Annotated in this window: 7 protein-coding genes and 12 pseudogenes; 1 reads left to right on the top strand and 18 read right to left on the bottom strand. The window is 43.8% G+C overall.

Annotated elements, in window-relative coordinates:
- Positions 1 to 217 precede the first annotated feature (217 nt).
- The 4 genes and pseudogenes from ITG10_RS15845 to ITG10_RS15830 all read right to left on the bottom strand — a co-directional run bounded on the left by ITG10_RS15845 (position 218) and on the right by ITG10_RS15830 (position 2,211).
- Positions 218 to 824 (bottom strand): annotated as a pseudogene (locus ITG10_RS15845) (sugar O-acetyltransferase).
- 95 nt (positions 825 to 919) lie between these two features.
- A complete protein-coding gene (locus tag ITG10_RS15840; RefSeq protein ID WP_017630822.1) occupies positions 920 to 1,294 on the bottom strand; it encodes a VOC family protein in 375 nt (124 codons plus the stop codon).
- 67 nt (positions 1,295 to 1,361) lie between these two features.
- A pseudogene (locus tag ITG10_RS15835) lies at positions 1,362 to 2,068 on the bottom strand (pseudouridine synthase).
- Positions 2,050 to 2,211, bottom strand: a complete 162-nt coding sequence (locus ITG10_RS15830; RefSeq protein ID WP_008224207.1) for a hypothetical protein — start codon at positions 2,209 to 2,211, stop codon at positions 2,050 to 2,052. Before ITG10_RS15830 ends, ITG10_RS15835 begins: the two are co-directional and overlap by 19 nt.
- A gap of 185 nt (positions 2,212 to 2,396) precedes the next feature.
- Between ITG10_RS15830 and ITG10_RS15825 the strand changes: the two are divergent.
- A pseudogene (locus tag ITG10_RS15825) lies at positions 2,397 to 2,809 on the top strand (YkgJ family cysteine cluster protein).
- Between the two features lie 30 nt (positions 2,810 to 2,839).
- On the opposite strand, the pseudogene ITG10_RS15820 reads toward ITG10_RS15825, so the two are convergent.
- The 14 genes and pseudogenes from ITG10_RS15820 to ITG10_RS15750 all read right to left on the bottom strand — a co-directional run bounded on the left by ITG10_RS15820 (position 2,840) and on the right by ITG10_RS15750 (position 21,220).
- Positions 2,840 to 3,242 (bottom strand): annotated as a pseudogene (locus ITG10_RS15820) (NUDIX domain-containing protein).
- A 191-nt stretch (positions 3,243 to 3,433) separates the two neighbouring features.
- Positions 3,434 to 3,814 (bottom strand): STAS/SEC14 domain-containing protein, encoded by a 381-nt coding sequence (locus ITG10_RS15815; protein ID WP_017630826.1) that lies wholly within the window; start codon positions 3,812 to 3,814, stop codon positions 3,434 to 3,436.
- Positions 3,815 to 3,919: 105 nt separating this feature from the next.
- A pseudogene (locus ITG10_RS15810) lies at positions 3,920 to 4,475 on the bottom strand (class I SAM-dependent methyltransferase).
- Positions 4,476 to 4,515: 40 nt separating this feature from the next.
- A complete protein-coding gene (locus tag ITG10_RS15805; RefSeq protein ID WP_248386503.1) occupies positions 4,516 to 5,037 on the bottom strand; it encodes an HAD family hydrolase in 522 nt (173 codons plus the stop codon).
- A 42-nt stretch (positions 5,038 to 5,079) separates the two neighbouring features.
- Positions 5,080 to 5,581 (bottom strand): annotated as a pseudogene (locus ITG10_RS15800) (GNAT family N-acetyltransferase).
- A gap of 31 nt (positions 5,582 to 5,612) precedes the next feature.
- A pseudogene (locus ITG10_RS15795) lies at positions 5,613 to 6,564 on the bottom strand (D-2-hydroxyacid dehydrogenase family protein).
- Between the two features lie 96 nt (positions 6,565 to 6,660).
- Positions 6,661 to 7,125: an ASCH domain-containing protein gene (locus tag ITG10_RS15790; RefSeq protein ID WP_017632919.1), complete on the bottom strand. Its 465-nt coding sequence runs from the start codon at positions 7,123 to 7,125 to the stop codon at positions 6,661 to 6,663.
- A 218-nt stretch (positions 7,126 to 7,343) separates the two neighbouring features.
- Complete coding sequence (glpQ, locus tag ITG10_RS15785; protein WP_017632920.1) at positions 7,344 to 8,399, bottom strand: glycerophosphodiester phosphodiesterase; 1,056 nt, start codon at positions 8,397 to 8,399, stop codon at positions 7,344 to 7,346.
- A gap of 108 nt (positions 8,400 to 8,507) precedes the next feature.
- Positions 8,508 to 9,875 (bottom strand): annotated as a pseudogene (gene glpT / locus ITG10_RS15775) (glycerol-3-phosphate transporter).
- Positions 9,876 to 10,344: 469 nt separating this feature from the next.
- Positions 10,345 to 10,626, bottom strand: a pseudogene (locus ITG10_RS15770) (DUF3297 family protein).
- Positions 10,627 to 10,974: 348 nt separating this feature from the next.
- Positions 10,975 to 12,263 (bottom strand): annotated as a pseudogene (locus tag ITG10_RS15765) (lysine N(6)-hydroxylase/L-ornithine N(5)-oxygenase family protein).
- 73 nt (positions 12,264 to 12,336) lie between these two features.
- On the bottom strand, positions 12,337 to 13,314 hold the full coding sequence (locus tag ITG10_RS15760) for a GNAT family N-acetyltransferase (protein WP_017632923.1): 978 nt from the start codon (positions 13,312 to 13,314) through the stop codon (positions 12,337 to 12,339).
- Positions 13,304 to 15,483: pseudogene (locus tag ITG10_RS15755) on the bottom strand (TonB-dependent siderophore receptor). The gene ITG10_RS15760 and the pseudogene ITG10_RS15755 overlap by 11 nt, the downstream one beginning before the upstream one ends.
- 160 nt (positions 15,484 to 15,643) lie before the next feature.
- A pseudogene (locus tag ITG10_RS15750) lies at positions 15,644 to 21,220 on the bottom strand (amino acid adenylation domain-containing protein).
- Between the last annotated feature and the right edge of the window lie 56 nt (positions 21,221 to 21,276).

Here is a 21,276-nt window from a genome sequence, read left to right as displayed (position 1 = left end):
CGCGAAGCGGCTTAGTTCAACAGCTCTATTAGACAGAAAAATTCTGTACTTAAATACAGATTAATTCTGTCTAGTTTCGACTGCACATACTTCATATGCAATCTAGCCATTATATAACAATGACTTATATCACAGCTAGCATCGGGGTTAGAGAAAATGCAGAATCTTTCTGTCTAGTATGACCAAACTCCCACATTAAGGATCTGGTCAGGATAGTTTACTTAAGCTCGTCTGGAATCCGGCGATCTTTGTGGTAGTACTCACGGTCGCGTTCATTGATTTCTCTTACCACTTTGCAAGGGTTACCTACGGCAACTACGTTAGCCGGGATGTCTTTGGTGACTATGCTGCCCGCTCCAATAACCGAGTTTTCACCTATGGTGACACCCGGTAAAACAACGGTGTGCGCCAAGCCATACATTGTTACCGATACGGACAGGAACATTGAATTGCGCGGCTTTGAGCCTAAGTTTCTGGGCTGATGGGATGTGTGCCTGTCGCGATGGTTACGTTAGGTGCAATCATCACGTTATCACCGATGAATACGTCGGTGTCGTCAACAAGCGTTAGGTTGAAGTTTACGTATACGTTATTGCCTAGGTGAGTGTGACGCCCCAGTTGGCGTGCAATGGCGGCTCTATGTAGCAACCCTCGCCAACTTCTGCGAACAGTTGCTTCATAATTTGTTGGCGTTTGTCACCTTCACTCGGGCGAGTGTGGTTGAAATCGTAAAGCACTTCTAAGCATTGTGTTTGCTCGGCGACCAGATCAACGTCATCACAGTAATAAACGTCTTGGTTGTGCATTTTAGCCTTTATATCCATGTTTTAACCTATTTGATAATTACCGAGAGCGGTATAAATTCAGCGACATATGGATAATTTGAAGCGTTTCACAGGCCTTAAAACAAGTTTACCGGCTAACGTGGCCTGATGTTCTCGGCAACACGCCATAGCACGCCACTTGGGTCAGTGATACAAAACTCAATCATTCCCCAAGGCAGCTCTACAACCTCAGTAACGGTTACTTCAAATTCCGTCATTACATTAGAGTTTTGCACGTGTTGATACCAACTTTTTACGTCTTCCACCAGCAAGTGCATCATGTAATTGTGACAGTGCGCAGGTTCGTAAAAATCTTGTAAAAGGAATGCATAATCGCCGTGACGAAAATAAGCGATATCATGGAACTCCGACATGATTTGAAAGCCTAGAGTTTGATAAAAACGCTTTGATAAATCGAAGTTTTTAGCAGGCACAAACGACTTTATTTCCGTGACTTTTAGATTTTCCATGATCAACAATTCCTTCTGTTTTAAAGCCCAGAAGTATCGCTAGGCTTTATGCTTAATTTGTTTTAAGTTACTGGCTGAAAGAGCTAACTTCATCTTCGGTGAGGTAGCGCCACTGGCCTTCTTCGACATCTAAACTGACATCGCCTATTTGCTCTCTGTGTAGCCCTACCACTCGGTTTCCAACGGCAGCAAACATTCGCTTAACCTGATGAAACTTGCCTTCTGTGATGGTCAGTAGCACTTCTTTTGGGCTTATCACTTCTAGTTCTGCGGGGCGCGTGGGATTCTTCTCACCTTGCAGCTGAACCCCCACTTTGAACTTATGTGCGACATCGTCTTTGATATCACGTGACAATGTCACACGATACACCTTTTACACGACTTAGTTGGCAGTGTGATATTGAAAGACCAACGTCCATCATCGGTTATCAATACTAAGCCTGTAGTATCGGCGTCTAATCGCCCTGCGATGTGCAAAGCAGAGGCATTATCCACCTCCAGATAATTGAAAAGCGATGGGTACACTTCATCGATATTGGAACAGATAGTACCTGCTGGCTTGTGCATTAAGATGTATCGAAATGCGCGTAGCGTTAATACGTCACCGCTAAGCAAGATGGTGTTACTTTCATGAACCTGAGTGGATTCATCAAGCACGACTTCACCGTTTACACTTAACTCACCATTATGAATTCTTTCAATCGCTTCTGGCTTAGTGAGGTCTGTGCTTTTACAAAGGTATTTATCAAGGCGCATTAATCGTCGGCACCACATTTAGCACAAGGCTTGTAAGTGCGCTCACCTTGTTCAATCACCACATAATCACGCACGCAGTTTTCACATAACGCCAGTTTTGGATAAGCGTCTTTCTGTTTCTTTGCGTTGATGTCGCCTTCAGTGGTGTAGATCGTTCTCATTTTGGAGCCTTTGTATTAATAACTTACGAGGAGAAATTGTATCACTGTTTACTGTGCTTCGGCGGTTCACTTTGCAAATGATTGTTTGCTCCTCGCCCTCTTTTTTAAGCTCTGAGCAACAAAATCAACGTGCCGCATCGTATCAGTGATAACATTACAAGAGTAAGTTAACTAAGAAGCCACGAATGAAAGATTGTAATCAATGCGGAAAATGCTGTATCAAATATGGCGATGGCGACCTAGCCGCAACTCAAGAAGAGATTGATTTGTGGGAGCTGTTCAACCCAGACATCTTTGAATATGTTCGTGGGAGTGAAATTTGGTTTGATCCTGAATCTGGCGAACGCCTAACTCGTTGCCCATTTCTAGAGCTCGTTCCGAATAAAGACGCGAATGTCCAAACCCAAGCCCAAGCCAAATACACATGCAGTATTTACTTAGACCGACCGGAAGATTGCCGACACTACCCTAGCCTAATCAATGAGATGGTGAGGGATGAGTGCGAAATGATTGAGGTCGTGGATCTGCAAGATACGAAAAAGCTCAAAGAAAACTCGACCTTCTAATGAAAGATAGCCGTCCTTCAAGCTTTTCATAATAGGGATCTTTTGAGGATCGTGCTCTGCCGTTAAGCTAAGTACTGGTTCTCTTCTAACCAATCTAACGCAACCAATGCTGCTAATGAACATACTGCTCTGTCGATGCCATCAACAAATTTGAGCTCTTCGATTTCAGCATCTGGAGACAGTTCACCTGTGTAATCTGCAGCGTAACAAGTCAATTGCACAGATACGCCTTCCGCTTTGCCATCGGCTTGTCCAGTAAATGTCTCAACGTATTTGATTGAATCAGGTACCAAATCGACTGAAGTCTCTTCTTTGATTTCACGAACCAGTGCTTGCTCGTCACTTTCGCCGGCTTCACGCTTGCCGCCCGGTAAGTAAAACAGTTTCTTTGCCTTTTGATCTCACCATCAATAGCTTGCCATCTTTAATAAATACCCAAGCGAGCTTATCAATTACCTTATTCATGTTCTTAGACCTTGTTATATTGCTTATTCTTCTAGTTAGCGCGATCGTATCGCTGTAAGCGCATGTTACATGCAGAGATAAACATATTCTATTGAATTACTTAGGGAATGGCCTTGAGAACAGATAGACGACAGCCTTCAAGGCGGTTCCTTCAGCTTACCACCAGCGACAACAACTGAACTGCAAATACATTAGTCAATCAACCACTCAATGGCAGAGTCGTATTCTTCAAATGACTTAATATCGCCAGACACAAACCAGCTACCGACTTTTGATGCGAGTTCTTGCCAGCTTTTATCGCCGTAAATCGCAATCTTGTCTATCTTAGAGTTGAGTTCTAGTCCGAGTTTGAAATCGTCCCATGCGGCGCGCAGCTCCCAACCAGTTAATGTTGAGATGTCGACCAGAATCTTCAATGCGGAAGAGTCGAGCTCTTCTATTGTTGTTTTGAAGATTGGTATCATTGCTTGATAATCGTCGTGCGTCAGCTTTCCTTTCGCTTTAAACACGATGATGGTTTCGCAGCTAACACGTTCAATTCCAACCGATATTCCATGACGTTCAACACTCATAACCTAGCCCTTCTATTCGAAATCTAGGCTTAGCTTAGAGCATTCAACAGATAACAAATGAGAGGTTGGCTTCAAAACCAACGCGCGGCTAGTTTTAGGTCGAAATTACGGTGTCGAACTTCGCTTAATGGCAATAACAGAATAAGTGTGCCAGTGCTTCATCTTACCTAATGAGGTTAGCGCTTGGTTCGTCGCGCTCATGAAAACGTATAACCTCGAAGTCATCAAACAAGCTCAACACTTTTGCTTTGATGAGTGGCATTGTGGAGGTGCGATAACCATGAGCCCAGCTATCATCGACACCCATGAAATCGCCTGCGAATACACCACCGATTTCAATGCTATTGATGATTCGTTGCCACGTTTCATCAAACTGAGTTGGCTCTGCAAAAATAGGCTCGAGTTGGCAATAACAAGCCCAGCTTTTGGGTAATCATAATCTTCAAATGCACTTTGAGATATCTCGACCAAAGGCTTACCGCCAAACCTGTCTCGACATATTGATATCGAGTCAGGATTAACGTCAAACCCGTACACTTGGTAACCTTGCTGCTCTAAAAAGTCGATATCACTACCCGTACCACAGCCGCAATCAATCGCGACGTTTAAGCGCGACTCGTTAAGCTTTGTAGCGAATTCTGTTCTTTTGAATGGGGTTTATCTAAGGCTTTTGATAATACTGACGCCAGATTTCAGAATGCTCATTCATTGATAAACCCCAGTAATTGGGTCAGGTTTTGAATCTCAACAATAGGTAACTTCGAATCTGCGGTCGCCTCTTCCGTGTTCAGCCATACCACTTGCAAGCCCGCTTCTAACGCAGGATAAATGTCTTTTTCTAGAGCATCGCCAATCATGGTGACATCTTGGGGTTCGATATCGAGTTTGCCAATAATGGCAGGATAGAAACCAGAATCGTATTTGGATAAGCCAATACTCGCCTTACAGAAGTAGCCATCAATGTATTGGGACAATCCGACACGTTCAAATGCACGGATGATGTCACCTTTGCTGGAATCGGCTGCATTCGTCGCAATGTATATGTTGTGATGCTTCGACAATTGAGCGAGCAAGGCTTGTGCCCCACTCACTTCTTCTACGGTTTCCCAGTCACACATTTTCCCTTGTGCGTCTGGGAAGTCGATCATTAAGGTGTTGCCCCAATCAAATAAGACGGTTTTAGTCAGCTTAGTTGAAACCGTTGATTTTGTAGCTTTGTTCATCATGCCTCCTGCATCGATGATGTAGCGAATGTTTCGCCGTACTTATAAGAACTTCTCGATAAGAATCTCATCATAGTACTGGCCGCCAATCTTAGCGTGTTTCTTTGCTATCCCGACAGTTTCAAAACCCTGTTTGAGATAAGCCGCTAATGCGCGTTCGTTACCAGCTAAAACATAGGCAAAAAAGCTTTTCGTAGCCTTTGGCTTTTGCGACTTCGAATGTATGTTCAAATAACTGTTTTGCAACGCCTTGCCCACGGCTGTTTGCATCTACATAAGTTCCAATAATACCCACATGATCAAAAGCTTTTGTATAAGAGGCAAACGGCTCTACGTTTTGAAAACCAAGTAATTGATTAGTCGTTTGGTTAACAGCAACACTGAACACACCACGTTCGGGAAACGACTCAATAAAACCTTTCTCTTCATCCAACGTAAACGTCTGATCTAAGATGGTATAACGCCCTTCGATGATGATTGGGTTTAATACATCGATAATACCCTGAGCATCATCTACGGTGACTTGTCTGATTGTTAAGCTCATACTTTCTCTACCTTTTTTCTTTGGGCAGATTCTAGCTTGATATGCCATCCATTTGATAGGACAGAATGTTGTCAAAAGCGATATCAAAGTAGAGTTCGTAGCTATTTTGTTCAACGTAGCCTAAATGCGGTGTCGCTGTGACGTTTGGCAAGGCTAACAGAGGTTCACTCTCTGACGTTGCGGGCTCAATTTCAAAAACATCAATCGCCGCTCGTTTGCTGGCTACCTTGGTGAGTTCATTAAACAAGGCTTTTGGCTCGACCAACTCCGCTCGGCTGATATTCACAAACAGTGAGTCTGGCTTCATTAAGCCAAGATCTTCAGCAGTAACGCAGCCTCTAGTGGCGTCATTCAAGCGTAGGTGCAAAGAAAGTACATCGACATTACTGAAAAACGCGTGTTTGTTTTCTGCCGCTTCAAATCCGTCGGCCTGTGCTTGGTCTCTTGAGGTTTGGCTTCCCCACACAAGCACATTCATACCGAATGCTTTGGCGTATTGCGCGATGCAACTCCCGATTTTTCCATAGCCCCAAATACCGAGCTTTAAGCCCTTTAATGTTCTGCCTAAACCAAGTGAGCCTGAATCTTGCCATTGGTTCTGTTTGAGGTTTGAAGCGTAAGTAGGAATATGACGAGATGCCGCCATGATCAACGCCCAACACAGCTCAGAAGGTGCAACTGGTGAACCGCGCCCTTCCAGCACTTTCACACCGAGGCGTTCACACAGTTGCGGGTCGATATGGTTACTGACTTTACCTGTTTGGCTGATTAACTTGAGATTGGGTAGCTTGGATAGTAACGACTCGGTGATTTCAGTACGGTTCTCGGATGAGCACGAGTGCTTCAAAGTCGTGTAACTTCTGCGCAAGTTCGTCTTCACGGTACGTTTCTGTGAATACCTTAACCTCGTGTTGTTCTAACTTGTTGTAGCACGCAAGGCTTTTTACTACGTTCTGATAATCATCCAATATTGCAATTTTCACTACACACTCCTTGTTGTATTGCTTGACTGCTTTTCGAGATCAAAGTGCCATGGCTTAAGATTCAATCAAGCCAATGGGCACTTTTTAATCTTACTCTTATTGATGAACCACTTTGAAACGCTCAAGTACCAACATCATGCCTTCACTTGGTGTGATCTTGAGTTCTTCACATTCACGAGAGAAAAAGTTCCAATGCGCTTTTCTCCACCATGCTAGAGTTTTGTCACCCTCACCTTCTGCGGCAGCAAATTCAGCGGTCACTTGATTGTATGGACACAAGGAAACAGACGTGATTTCAACAATACAGATAGGCTTACCTTCCCAATCGGTAACAACTTGTAAGTGGCCGACAACAGGCATCACTTCATCTTCATGGCTGTACCAATATTCAAGGCTGCAAGACGCCTGCTTTTCGCCTTTCAATATCAGTTGTGCGCACAAATTCGCGTTGTATTCGTCTCCACAGAAATAGTCTGCACTGAATGAGGTGTGCTTCTTGGCCATTTCTTCCGGCAGTGAGTTTAGGTAGCTATCGAGATAAGCTTGGCTTCTTTCTTCCATGATGGTTCCAATTTCAATATAAGGTTCAGTGAATACCAGCCTTTAGGCAAGCGACTGACTGTGATGTTGGTAACCTATCAAGGTGCGAGATCGGTGTAAACCTGAGGAATGTCAAAATGGGGATTTGAATGGACACGAGGCTTATAAGGAAGAGCTAAAAGCGGCTTTGAACTTTGCTTTTAGCTCTTCATAGTTCGTGTTTTGAAACTGTAAATAACTTAACGGTTAAGGAACTCTACCGCTTTATCTGGGAAGTCAGTAAACACGCCGTCTACTTTCACTTGGTTGTAGAACACATCCAACATGCCATCGAAATTATCGGCATAGCCCGGAATTCGACCTGGGTCAGCACGGAACGTATATGGGTGAACGTCTAAGCCAGCCTCTTTGGCAGATTTCATCAACGGTTTAATGATGATGTTCTCTTTGGTCGATGCGTCGTCCACCAGCATAGGTTTCCACGGGCCAATGCCATCTGCATAGGTCGCAACCTTTGCCATCCCGCCTTTCTCAAACATCCAATCGTAACTGTAAGGTGTCGCCTTATCTCCCTTATAAGTCATGGTTTCGTTCCAATCGGTGTAAGCCATGAGCTGAACGAGTTTCAAGTCCATTTCCATCGCTGGCATAAGTTCATCGTTGATGCGTTGCAATTCGTTAGCGTCAAAACACTGCAAATAGACCTTATCGTCTTTTGTTAAGTAACCGTATTGATGCAAGGTCGCCAGTACCGCTTTAGAGATGTCTTTGCCTTCATGGAGATGGAACCAAGGCGCTTTGATTTCTGGGTAGATACCTACGTCGTAACCAAGTGTCTTATTCAATCCTTGGATCATTTCAATTTCTTCTGCAAACGTTGGTACGCGGAAATCAGACTGCCACATTGGGAAGCGAGTTGGATACCCTGCCACTCTGTTGCCTTGCTCATCAAGGTTAAAACCTTCTGTCACCTTTAATGATTTGATCTCAGCAAGCGTGAAATCTATCGCGTAGTAGCGACCATCGTCACGTGCACGATCTGGAAAGCGGTTTGCAACATCAGTAACGCGATCTAGATAATGGTCGTGAAGTACCACCAGTTGGTCGTCTTTGGTCATCACGACATCTTGTTCGATGTAGTCAGGTTTCATCGCATACGCGAGCGCTTTTGCTGGCAATGTGTGCTCTGGTAAGTAACCCGATGCACCTCGGTGAGCAATAACTAAAGGATCAGCAAGTGCATTGGCCGATAAGCTCAGTGCCAATAAAGTTAGGGACAGTGACGTTGTTTTCATTGTTATATTCCTTGATAACAAAGAGGCAGGTTATCCCTGCCTCTGTCATTTATTAGTATGGTTGTGTTTGTTAAAACTCACTTAACAAACGATCAAGTTAACGAGTGATTAAGCTATGGCTTCTTTCTCGCGCTCAAGGCTTTTCTCTTTATGGTGCTTACGTTCACCAATAAACGCGTACACCAGACAGATGATTGAAGCGATACAAGCGCCAACCAAGATTGTGAAACCACCATCAGCCGTAATGGTCAACCATGAAGCCTAATACTGCGTTTGCAGCAACCGCACCGCCTAAGTAACCAAACAAACCGGTTAAGCCAGCCGCTGTACCCGCGGCTTTTTTAGGGGCAAGCTCAAGTGCGTATAGGCCGATTAGCATTACAGGACCGTAAATTAGGAAGCCAATCGCAATTAGAGCCAACATATCAACCGTTGGGTTACCCGCAGGGTTAAACCAGTAAACCAATACTGCGATAGTCACTAGCACCATGAACAAGATACCAGCAGGCGCACGGCGACCTTTGAATAACTTATCTGAGATCCAACCACACAGTAGCGTGCCCGGAATACCTGCCCACTCGTATAAGAAGTAAGCCCAAGACGATTTATCTACAGAGAAGTCTTTCGCTTCTTTTAGATAAACAGGCGCCCAATCAAGTACACCATAACGAATCAGGTAAACGAACGCGTTCGCGATAGCGATTGACCACAACAGTTTGTTATTAAAGACATACTTAAAGAAGATCTCTTTGCTGTCATCTCTGTTTCGTGAGACTTGTCGTAATCATCTGGGTAGTCGTTTTTGTGTTCTTCAATTGGAGGTAGACCACAAGACTGAGGCGTATCTCTTACGGTAAACCAAACAAAGACAGCAACGAGAGTGGCAAAAATGCAGGAACATAAAAAGCGGTTCGCCAATCGTCGTTAAAAGCCCACAGCCCCAACAAGAACATTGGACCAATCAAACCGCCGCCAACATTGTGCGCGACGTTCCATACCGACACTATCTCGCCGCGTTCTTTGCGTGACCACCAGTGAACCATGGTTCGTCCACACGCTGGCCAGCCCATACCTTGGAACCAACCATTCAAAAACAGAAGGATAAACATCGCGGTAATGCTGCCTGTTGCCCATGGCATAAAGCCAAAAGCAGAACATCACCAGTGCCGACATTAACAAACCACCGCTGAGGAAGTAACGAGGATTAGAACGGTCAGAAACACTGCCCATTAAGAACTTAGATAAGCCGTAAGCGATAGATACCGCCGCTAATGCAATCCCTAGTTCTCCGCGGCTAAAGCCTTGCTCAATGAGATAAGGCATCGCCAAACTAAAGTTTTTACGGACTAAGTAGTAACCCGCATAGCCAACGAAGATGCCAAGAAACAGCTGCCATCGTAGTCGTGTGTAGGTGCTATCGACTTTATCTGATGATAAGCGATCGATATGCGCCATAGGTTTGAATATTCCAAACATAGGAACCTCATATTATTGGGCGAAGGAAGAATAAAATGCTCGAACGAAAAATATAGCGCTCATTCGAAATTAAGGGAATTGTATGTGCTTCAGGATTAATTTCTGTGACAGAGATAGCTATTAACAATTAATTACTTTAAATACAGCAAATTAGTTTCATTTAATTAGACTACGCTTCATGTTCCTGTGGGGTTTTGTCTAATTAAACATCAGAAATTTCGAATGTAAATGCACAAGAAAAGAGCGAGCGAACATAGATCAACCAACAGCAACTTTGTTATTACTGCGAATGCATAGTGAATAACGACAATTTTGGTTAAATCTGTCGAGTTATGAAGGTGGTTTGGGCTATTGGTTAAAGAAGTTCGCCAAAATCAATGCAAACAAAAAGGGTCTAGATTTCTCTAGACCCTTTTAGGTGATAACGCTTGGTGGCTTTATGTTGGCTAATTAGACAAACATTAACTAATTACTTTGTATTAGCTAGCCACACGAAGTGATTATGCGTCGATGTAAAAGCTTCTACAGTGCCTTTTAGAGTAATAAGCATTGGCTGACCAAAACGATCTAGCGCTTTTGGAGAAGGATCTTAACCCAACCTTCGCTGATGCAGTATTCTTCAACATCAGTACGCTCTTTACCATTTAGACGAATGCCGATTGGGTATTCGAAACACTCAGCAACGTGGTGTGGGCTGCGGGTTGCCTGCAAGATGATCTGGTAAAGCTGGTCTTGAATTAGTATCGCTCATGTTCATTACCTGTATGTACGTAAATAAAAAAGTGCGTCATTCTAGTCAATATAGGCTTTGTGCTCAACAACTGCTGTAATAAATCGTATTGATAGTTTTAATCAGCGTCTAGTTGTTTGATTTATCGGCGATAGTTGCTCTGTTTGAACCCAAGATAAACCCAGCAGTAACAGAATTCAGTGTTGAGCTCAGAATAACGATGACTGAAGTAAAAATATTATTGGTAGGAATAAGCGAAAGGTAGCGAAACAAGTATAAAAATAGGCGAGCGAGCTATGTATCTAGAAAATATGTCTCTAGAAAAATTAGCGCCAAACTCAAGGGCTCGGCGCTAAGTAGCTATGTTGATTACGCTTTTTCAGTCTCAACCGTTTGGTTAGAACTAGAAAGAAGCTCATCCACAATTTCTTTAGAACGAACAGCCAACACTGAAAGAAGCGTGTCACTCAGGCCATGAGAAGATTCACAACAACCCTGTAGGAAGATTTTGACGTCACAGCTTGGCTTCATGTCTAATTGGTATGAACGCCCTACCGATTTACTATCAATCAAAGGTTCAATTGAGCTCAGCATTTGGTTGAACTCATCGTATCGATAACCAGTAGCAAGAATGATGGCATCGTATTCATTCCATGTCTGTATTTTGTTGATCGTGTCATTCAAGCGCAATGCGACTTTGTCATCTTTCTGCGCGACCTCTTGAATGTCATGACAACGTAGATGTTGATGGTTACCTTCACCCGTTACTTTCTGCAAGTAAAGCAGCTCATAAATCGCGTTGAGCTCTTCTGTATCGACTACCGAGTAATTGGTAGCACTAAAACGAGAAAGAATATGATCGCGCTGCTCTTGCGTGCTTTCATACATGTGGTCAGTGAAATCAGGATCGAACACTTCATTAACGAACGGACTGTCATCGGCAGGGTGTAATGCGAAGCGACGGTTGACCATATGAATCTCGCCATCTGCATAACGGTTTGTTAGATCAACGAATATTTCGGCAGCGCTCTGCCCAGCTCCGACTATCGCGATTTTAGGCTCTGAATTTCCTTTAAAGGTCTCGCGCCATACTTTGTATTTAGAAGAATGGATAATTTTTTCATTATCATGGCCTTCGAACTGTTTCGGTAGCTTCGGCATTCCTCCCATACCAACAATAAGGTTCTTAGCGATTCGAACCGTCTGATTGCCGTGTATATCGGTAGAGGTAACTTTTACTTTTGAGCTATGACCGTTTTCTTCAATCGCTTCAATATCAATAACTCGTTGGCCGTAATTTACGCGCTCTGAGAATTGATTAGCAACCCAAGTCAGGTAGTCGTTAAACTCAACACGGGAAGGGTTCATGCTACCAAGGTTGATGAAAGCGTTGAGTCTGTCTTTGGTGTGCAAATAGTTTACGAACGAGTATGGGCTTGTTGGGTTTCGTAACGTCACCAGATCTTTCAAACAAGATATTTGCATTCTTGTTCCATCAAGCAACATACCGCCGTGCCATTCAAAATGAGGTTTTTGCTCCAAGAAGCAATAACTTAAGCCTTTATCTTTAGCTTGCTCTTCTAACGCAATGGCTATCGATAAATTAGCAGGGCCAAACCCTACCTGAGAACATCATATTCCTTAATTTGTTTCGTCATGTATAACCTCATGATAATTGTTGGGTACAAGGCCCCTATTCCGACTCCTTTACCAGTACTTACCGCTTCATTATTAGAACTCGTTACTGAAAAAGCTGTCTTTCAACTGACACATTAAAGCCGCACGTTTGTGCGGAAATTCAAATTCTTTTACTTTGGCAAATCCATATTTCTGCAGATATCCGATCATCTTGTCGTTATCGGCTCTTGGCTCGCTAACAATCTTTTCTGTACGGGGATCTGATAGATAGATGAAGTGGCAAACGGAAGGCAGCCAAGCCGCTACTTTATGTGCACCACGGTGGGATTCTTCACCGACCAGCATATGAATACCCCGGTCATAATCCCCTGCCGCGTAATAAGGTGCGATTCGGTCTTCTTTGGTCCAGTACACTTCGACGTAGGCGAAAGGCTGATTGTCTAAACACACAATAAGAAGCTGATTTTTGGTGTTTTTAAGTGATTCTTCTAAGTACTGTTTGTGTTCTTCCAGTGAGCCAGTTTGCTCCCAGAAATTCGCAACACGTTGGCTATTTTGCCACTTATTGAAGAGGGTTAAGTGCTTGTCGACATCTAAGCCTTCGAGAGTGAGAACAGCGTTAAGATCGGGAATATAACGGCGATACAACTCACCCAATAAGGGCTTGGGTCTCGCCGGATGATACCCTGCTGCGTCGAGGATTTGCTTATGCGGGTAAAGGTTATGATTCTGGTTTTTTAGCCAAAGATCAGGTGTTTGCATAACGGCTTCACGCCATAACACCTTTAAACCTTCAGCAGTTTCAAAACACAAAGAATCCAACACTTCGCTTTTAAACTGTCCGAGTTCAATCGTTCGAATCTCAGGGTTAGCAGAGAACAGAATGGCAAATGCAGAAAGTTGCTCCGTATTGAGCGCTGTCATTTGAGTTAAACGCCAAAACTGATTTGTTTCACGCACCACTTCAACCACACCGGAACTTACTTCCACGCAGTAACTGTCTTGTGCCTCACTTAGAGAAACACTCTGCCCATCGGGCAGAGTGTTCAAAGGCTGGCGGTTACCAGTCATAGGTTACGCTCGCAATTACGTTACGGCGATCACCGTAGAAGCAGTAGAAATCACACGTAGCCACGTACTCTTTGTCTGCTAAGTTCTTCGCTGCAACTTGGAACTTGTAATCTTCAATACGGTAGCTTAATGTTGCGTCAAATAATGTGTATGAAGGAACAACGTTCGTTTCTGTATTATCGGCGTATGAATCACCAACGTAACGAGCACCTGCACCAATCGTTAAGCCATCAAGAGGACCATTTAGGAAGCGGTAATTTGCCCAAGCTGAAGCAAGTTGGTCAGCAATTTGTGATGGCGTGTTACCTACATTACTGCTTGTCGAATCTGCTGTTATTTCAGAATCAATGAATGACACGTTACCAATTAACGTTAGCTCTTCTGTTACGTTAGCCACGGCTTCTAGTTCAATACCACGGTTACGAACTTCACCAATTTGCGTTAACTGGCTATTAACAGTGCGTGCTAGGTTTTCTTTCGAGACTTCAAATGCCGCTATGTTGAAGTAGCCTTCAAAGCTACGCGGTTGGTATTTCAAACCCACTTCATACTGTTCGCCGCGTTCTGGTTTAGCCGGGTCGCCATTTACGTCAAGTTGAATAATAGGATTGAACGACTGTGCGTAACTAACGTATGGCGTAAAGCCATTATCCATTAGGTAAGCAACACCTAAGTTGGTTGTCCATTCTTCGTTATCAACCTTAGTTTTCTTGCCTGTCGTGGTGTTGTGAGTCTTGTTTTGGGAATCGTCGTAACGAACACCGATTTGTACTGCCCACTTATCCGCAATCATCATTTGATTTTGTAAATACAAACCTAATTGATTGTTTTTGGTTTTCGTCGTTTCACGATCTGCTTCTGTATAGATCTGGTTATTAGTTGGGTTGAACAGCGAAATGTTTGTACCGTAGCTTGGATTGAATATGTTGAACAATGGGTTGCCGTCAGACAGGACAACAGGGTCCCCTGTTAAACTGTTTAGGGGTAGTCTTTATTTTCAATATCAATGGTTTGATAGTCAATACCTGCTAAAAGAGTATGGTCTACAGCACCTGTAGTGAACTTATGAACTACACGATTATCAATGTTAAATGCATCAGATGTACCTTCTTCTGTCGTTGCACCACGAACAACAGAAGTATTAGTTGGATCTAACGGGCCATAACCCAAATCTTTCGCGTAACCAATCGTGTACATTTGACGGAGGTTAATGTCCATCTTACTGTAACGTGTGTTCTGCATGAAGTAGGTACTGTCATTGAAATGGTGTTCAAATTCATAACCTAATGACAGTTGTTCACGCTCGAACGTTTCCCAATCTGTATTACCTACTGCTGTGCTATCACTGATTTTGCCATTTGGATTCGAGGTTAACGTTCCTTCCATTGGTAAAAACTGTAGGTACGGGTCGGAATCATCTTTCTGGTAGCTAGTTAGCAGTGTGATTTTTGTGTCGTCTGTGAATTTATAAGCCAGAGAAGGAGCGATAAAAATGCGTTCAGCTTCTACACCATCGACACGACTGCCATTTTTACGACCAAGTGCTTGCAGGCGAAACGCCATTTTATCGTTAACTTCAGAGTTCACATCTAAGCTAATTTGCTTGCGATCATCAGTACCGTATTCGATAGCAAACTGACCCGAACCACCATCAAACTGTGGGCGCTTGCTGATTACGTTAATAACACCACCAGGAGGGGTTTGGCCGTACAACGCTGATCCTGGACCACGTAAGATTTCTACACGCTCCAAACCAAACGGGTCGATTTGCCAACTGTAGAAACCGGATGAATACAAACGCGTTCCGTCTTGATACAAGCCACTGTTTGCTTGCTGAAAACCACGGATAACAAACCAATCTTGCTTGTTGTCTTCACCAAAATAATTCGCTTGGATACTCGGTGTGTATTGCAATGCATCGGCAATACTGATTGACGCTCGGTCGTCCATCTGCTCACGAGTAACAATAGAAATTGCACGTGGCGTCTCGCCTATCGCAACGTCTGTTTTGGTTGCCGTGCGACTGCTTAATCCCACGTAACTAAAATCTGGACCGACTGAACTGTCTTCTAGCTGCTGACCAATAACAACAACGGTTTCATCTTCGTTGGCCTGAACCATTCCTGACGTTATAACTAAAGCGACCGCAAGTGCTGTTGGGGTGCGCATAAAGTGCCGATTCATATATTTCTCCTTCAATACGGCTATGAACCAATTGCAATAAAAACACAAACAATAACGATAATAGTTATCATTGCGATTAATAATTTAACGGAGTGTACCACGTAATTTTCAAAATAAAACATCTCAGCAATAGATATTTATAAAATTATTCACAATACAAATGTCTGTATAAGTCTTTGATTACTTGATTATTCTGAACGATACCTAAATGATCCGTGTCTATAACAGCGGAATATTGGAGGTTGTTATGCTTATTCAACCCTTTTGATAACAGCTCTGAGCGACCATTTGGCTGTCCTGCCCACCAACAATGCAATTGGGTTTTTATGCTCGGTAATTGATACCCGCGACACAAAGCACGCATGTGTTGTTCAACAGCCCAGCTATAGAGCATTTGTTTTGCGTTGTCCGCCATGTAGCGGTCGAAGTTATTTTCCGCCAACCATGTATTAAAGACTTCTGGCCACCTTTGAGGAGGTACTGAATCGAGCAACTCTAAACATCTCTGCCCCTGCGCTTTCGTAATTGAACCAAGCAGCAATGAAATATGTTCCATGAGTTTGGTTTTTGAGGTTGGTGAGTCCCATTGGTCTTCAGCAATTTCAGTGCCTGGCACATAGCAATCGAGTAACCCAACAAACGCTATATCGTCGCCATTCCTCTCTAAACGTAATGAGATTTCCTGAGCAAGTGCCCCACCTAATGACCATCCGACTAATCGATAAGGACCATGAGGCTGGATCTGTTTGATCGTTTGGTAGTACGTCTCGGCCATATCATTAAACGAGGAATCAAATACGCTCTCTGATACAAAGCTCTGTGACTTTATGCCAAATACACTTCTATCTCCTTCGAGTGCTTGTGCGAGTCTCTGGTAACCCGTCACACGCCCTGTCACAGGGTGAATACAGAAAACAGGTTCATTCTCGCACGTTGTATTATTGAGTTTTTCTACCAGTCGCAGATTGGCTAAGCTCTGATTACTATTTGTTACTTTCGCTTCTTGTTTCATAGCACTGACAAGCGCCGTTAAACGCTCAACATACTGCTCTGCTATTTGCTCGATGCCCGCTAATGAATAGTGCGTTTTCGAAAACTCCCATGACAGGCTTAACTGCCCAGACACAACCTGAGAGTTAACAACAAGTGGCGTCAACATCTGATTTAGTCCGGATTGAGGTAGGCTTCCGTCTTCGATAGGTGTACACCAGTGTGCGAAGCCGTCACTTGAGTACTGGCCGAGATAGTTAAACGTTGCGCTTGCTCGAAAACTATCGGTCGTGTCTTTGTTTAAATACCTTACGCCATAGCCGATACCGCCATCTTTCTTAACGCTTTCTTGATAGCTTTGGGTTTGGTTGAGCACATCAAGAATATCAGGTTGGAAATGCCCAATCATTGGGTACAAACTGGTCGTCCAACCCACCATTCTTGATAGATCAACGCCTGAGAAAACAGAATCTTCTCGACCATGTCCCTCTAAATACAGAGGAATCTCAGATTGCGCTTCACTTGTTAATACTGACACTAATGCAGCAATCAACACGCTTTGGATATCTCCGTGATTGGTGTTTGAAACACGCAATAACGTTTGAGTGAAGTCATTCGATAGTTCAGTTTTGTAAACCTGTTTATTTTGATAAAGCGCAGGAGGAAGCTCTTGCTTATTCTTGACTGAATTTGACGATTTCTGGACCAACTTATGCCAAGCGTATTGCATCAACTTTCCTTGCTCAGTAGTCGACCAGTGTTCAACTTGACGGACGGTTTCATTGATTTCACTCGAATTCGGCATTAACTGGATAGCTTGCCCCGCAACTTGTTGTTGATACACCTTCCAAAGGTCATCTAACAGAATTCGCCAAGACACACCATCCACAGCTAAGTGGTGAATAGCTATCATCAAGCGATTTGGGGATTCTGAACATTGCACGTAACCGGCCTGAATTAATCGACCAGTATCGATATCCATGCTTTGATGAATCTCTTGTGCAAATGCTGAAAATGCATCTTCAGAGCTCACTGAGCTTATCCAAAGGTATTGGCGTTCTTGATAAGGTTGATACTGTTGTTTCCAACGACCTTGATGCTGTTTAAATGCGAGCCTCAAACTTGGGTGTTGTTTAACCAACGCCTGAATCGCCAATTCCAGATAGTCGGTATTCATGTCTTGCTTAAGCTCAACACAGATATGCTGATTCCAATGATCAGGCTCAGGAAACTCTTGAGCAAAGAAATGAGCCTGGATCGGCATTAAGCCAAACACTTCTTCGGTCAAAACACGCTCTGTTGCTGCCTTATGGATATCCAAGGCTTCGGCTAGGTCAGTTAACGTTTTGCCTTCAAAGACTTGCTGTGGTGTTAAGTTGTAGCCCGCAACGCGTACTTTACTCACCATTTGCAAGCAAAGTATCGAATCACCTCCCAATGCAAAGAAGTTATCCGCACAACTCACTTGATCTATGCCGAGTAGCTGCTGCCATATATCTACGAGCAACGCCTCTTGTTCGGTTTCAGGTAACACAACTGTCGCGATCGATTGAACGTTCTCATCCATAGCGGGAGCGAGGCTCTATCAACTTTACCAGCAGGTGTTAAAGGCAATTTATCCAAGAGCATTAATTGGTTTGGGACCATGTAATCGGGTAACTCTCGTGAAAGCGCTTCGAGAATCTCATCAAGATCAAAACGGTCAGGCTCGCTACTCTGCAAATAACCAAACAACTGTTTTTGTTGGCCGGCCTCTTTCACTGCAACAACGCAATGCTCAACCTTAGATAGTGCTTGAAGGCGGCTTTCAATTTCTCCTAACTCAACTCGAAACCCTCTGATTTTAACCTGCTGATCCACGCGCCCTATATATTCCATCACGCCACTTTGATTCCAACGAACCAAATCACCAGTGCGATACATACGTTGGCCTGCTCGTTTGTAAGAGCTATCTCGACTAGTCGTATCATCTGTATTGAAAGGATCAGGTATGAACCGCTCAGAAGTTAAACCGGTTGGTCTAAATATCCACGAGCCAACCCGACTTCACCGCCGATGTATAATTCCCCAACGGCGCCAAGTGCGACCTTATTGAGTTGCGAATCCAATATGTACAAACGACGTTCGCCGACAGGCTGACCAATCGGAGCATACGCACTGTCCAATTTATCCTGAGGGTATGCACGCCAAATCATCGGTGTGACTACGGTTTCTGTTGGACCATAACCATTGATAATACGCGAAGGGTTCACGACCTTTTGCAAACGTTGATAGGTTTCAGCGGTAAAGGCTTCGCCACCAAGTGTCCAGGAGCGGACATTGATAGATGGTTTTGATATTCAATCCAATCAAGCAACGGACCCACGTAACTCGGCGGGAAACAGGCAATGGTAATCTTTTCATTGCACAGCACCTCGCAAGTTTTCTCAACACTCCACAACTCTTGATCTCGGATGACAAGCTTGCTACCAAAAGCTAACGGCACTGTCCAACGCTCAACGGCACCATCAAAGCTAATCGAAGCGAAGTGCAGCTCAACGTCTTCTGGTGTCATACCATATTGCTTGCCAATAGTTTGAACGTGCATAGACAAACCATTGTGGTTGACTGCCACGCCTTTCGGTTTACCTGTCGAAACCGGAGGTATAAATGATGTATGCCAATTGTTCAGGGAGTATCGTTGGCATTAATTCAGTTGGTAAACATTGTCCGTTACCTAAAGATTGAGTTAAGTCTTGCTGGCGATAAATGAAAGAACTTACTTTTGGTAATGAAACGTCAAACTCAGATTGAATGTTTTGCCAACGGAGCTCTAGGCCTTGCTGGGTAATCACAAACCCCGCCTTAGAATCTTGAACCATATATGCAAGACGCTCAGTTGGATAATCAGGGTCTAGTGGTAGAAATGCCCCGCCCGCCTTCATGACTGCAACCATAGAGACAATCATTTCGACGCCTCTCTCGAACAACACACCGATCGCTTGATCTCGAACTACGCCTTTAGCGACAAGTTTGGACGCCAATTCTGATGATGCCGAATCCAATTGCGTGTAGCTCAACTCAAAGTCTTGATGCTTTAGTGCGATGGCATCAGGTCGTGCTTTGGCTTGAACTCCAATAAGTTCAACAATTGACTGAAACTCCCACTCACCTTCTGGTTGCGATAGTTTTTCTAAAACAGATGCATCGTGTCGTGTGAGGTGATTGATTCGGGCCAGGTTGTTATCTACATGCGACTCCAGACTGCCGATGAGATGTTCAAGTACAGCATTCAACTCAACCATCACATCAGAATCGATTCGATCCTTTGAATACGTGAGCACGACACCTATTTTTCGCTCTGTCTCACGGATATCCAGTGCAATATCGAATAACGCAAATTCCCCGTTTTGTTGCTCAGCCTTCAATGTAAGTTGGCTATCTAATTGAATCTCATCAGCCAACGAACTTTGATGGTTAAAAGCACTTGAAACAAGGGAGTTTGTCCTGCTTTTCGTTCGTAATTCTTTGGCTCACCGTCGTTTTGCTCAGCCGTGAAAGCACTGACTAACTGATCGAATGGCAATAGTTGATGTTCTTGCGCCTCAAGTACTTTGTTGTGGGCTCCTTCAATCACATCAGATAAAGAGCTGTTAGGCGTTATGGATTGCTGAATAACCATAGTATTCACAAAAAAGCCTATCAGATTAGACACTTCGTGGCGGGTACGATTCGCCATCGGTACACCGACTGATATATCTGTGCGATACGTTACCTTGGCTAAAGCAGCCTGCCATATCCCTAACCATAAGCTCGAAGTCGTTACCGACAACTGACGCGCAATCTGTTTTAGTTTGTCAGATTGCGACTCATTGAGTTCATAGCTGATCGAACCAGCAATGCGTCTTTGATTTGGTGTAACGTCACTATGCCAAGGGAACAGTGGGCTTTGATCTGTTTGTAAAAGCTCACGCTTCCAAAACTCAATATGTTGCTGCCCTTTCCCCGCATCCAATAACGCGCTTTGCCAATGAGAATAATCACGATATTGAATCGCTAACTCTGGCAATTTACCTTGTTGATAAAGCGTAACGAGTTCATTTAAAAATACGCCAATCGACCAACCATCAGAAACGATGTGATGCATGACAAGCTGTAGCTTCCACGAATGATCACCGGTTCGTAAACATTGCATACGAATTGGCAGTTCAGTCTCAAGCTCAAACGCTTTGCCAATAAACTCCTGCTCGGCGTCTTGAATTTGCTCTTGATTCCAACTTTGAGCATCAACACCAACCGGATGCATCACCGCCGCTTTGTCGACAAACTGAATAACCTGCTCTGTGGCACTGGTAATAAAGCGTGTTCTCAACACATCATGGCGTTCTAAGACTTGGTTGACGAGCTGGGTTAATCGGTCAATATCCAAATCACCATTAACTTTGAACGTCCCCGACATATGGTAGGCACTGTTGCCTTTGTCTAGACGATAAATATCCCACAAACGTTGTTGTGCCGGAGACAGCGAGACTTTCTGCTCAGAACCAACCGCAACAATAGGTAGTTTTTCGAAATCTAAACCTTTGTTACTCAGCGGTTCGATAAACTTGATTTGCTCTGGTTTTCCCAGTTGTAGAAAACGTTTTGCTAACGCGTGTCTATCGATTTGTCCTTGGTTAGTCGCCTTGGGTTGAGTCGTCGCTTTTGACTGACTCTTTGTTTGTAGATTGTTCTTGTCTATTGGGTCGTTCATAGCAGCTCCAGTTCGTCCATCAATGCTGCCATGGCATCGAATTCGTCTTGTTGATG

This window comes from Vibrio sp. ED004, assembly GCF_023206395.1.
Classification (GTDB): Bacteria; Pseudomonadota; Gammaproteobacteria; order Enterobacterales; family Vibrionaceae; genus Vibrio.
Note: the sequence above shows the minus strand (reverse complement) of the source record. Positions and strands in the feature narration are given on the sequence as shown.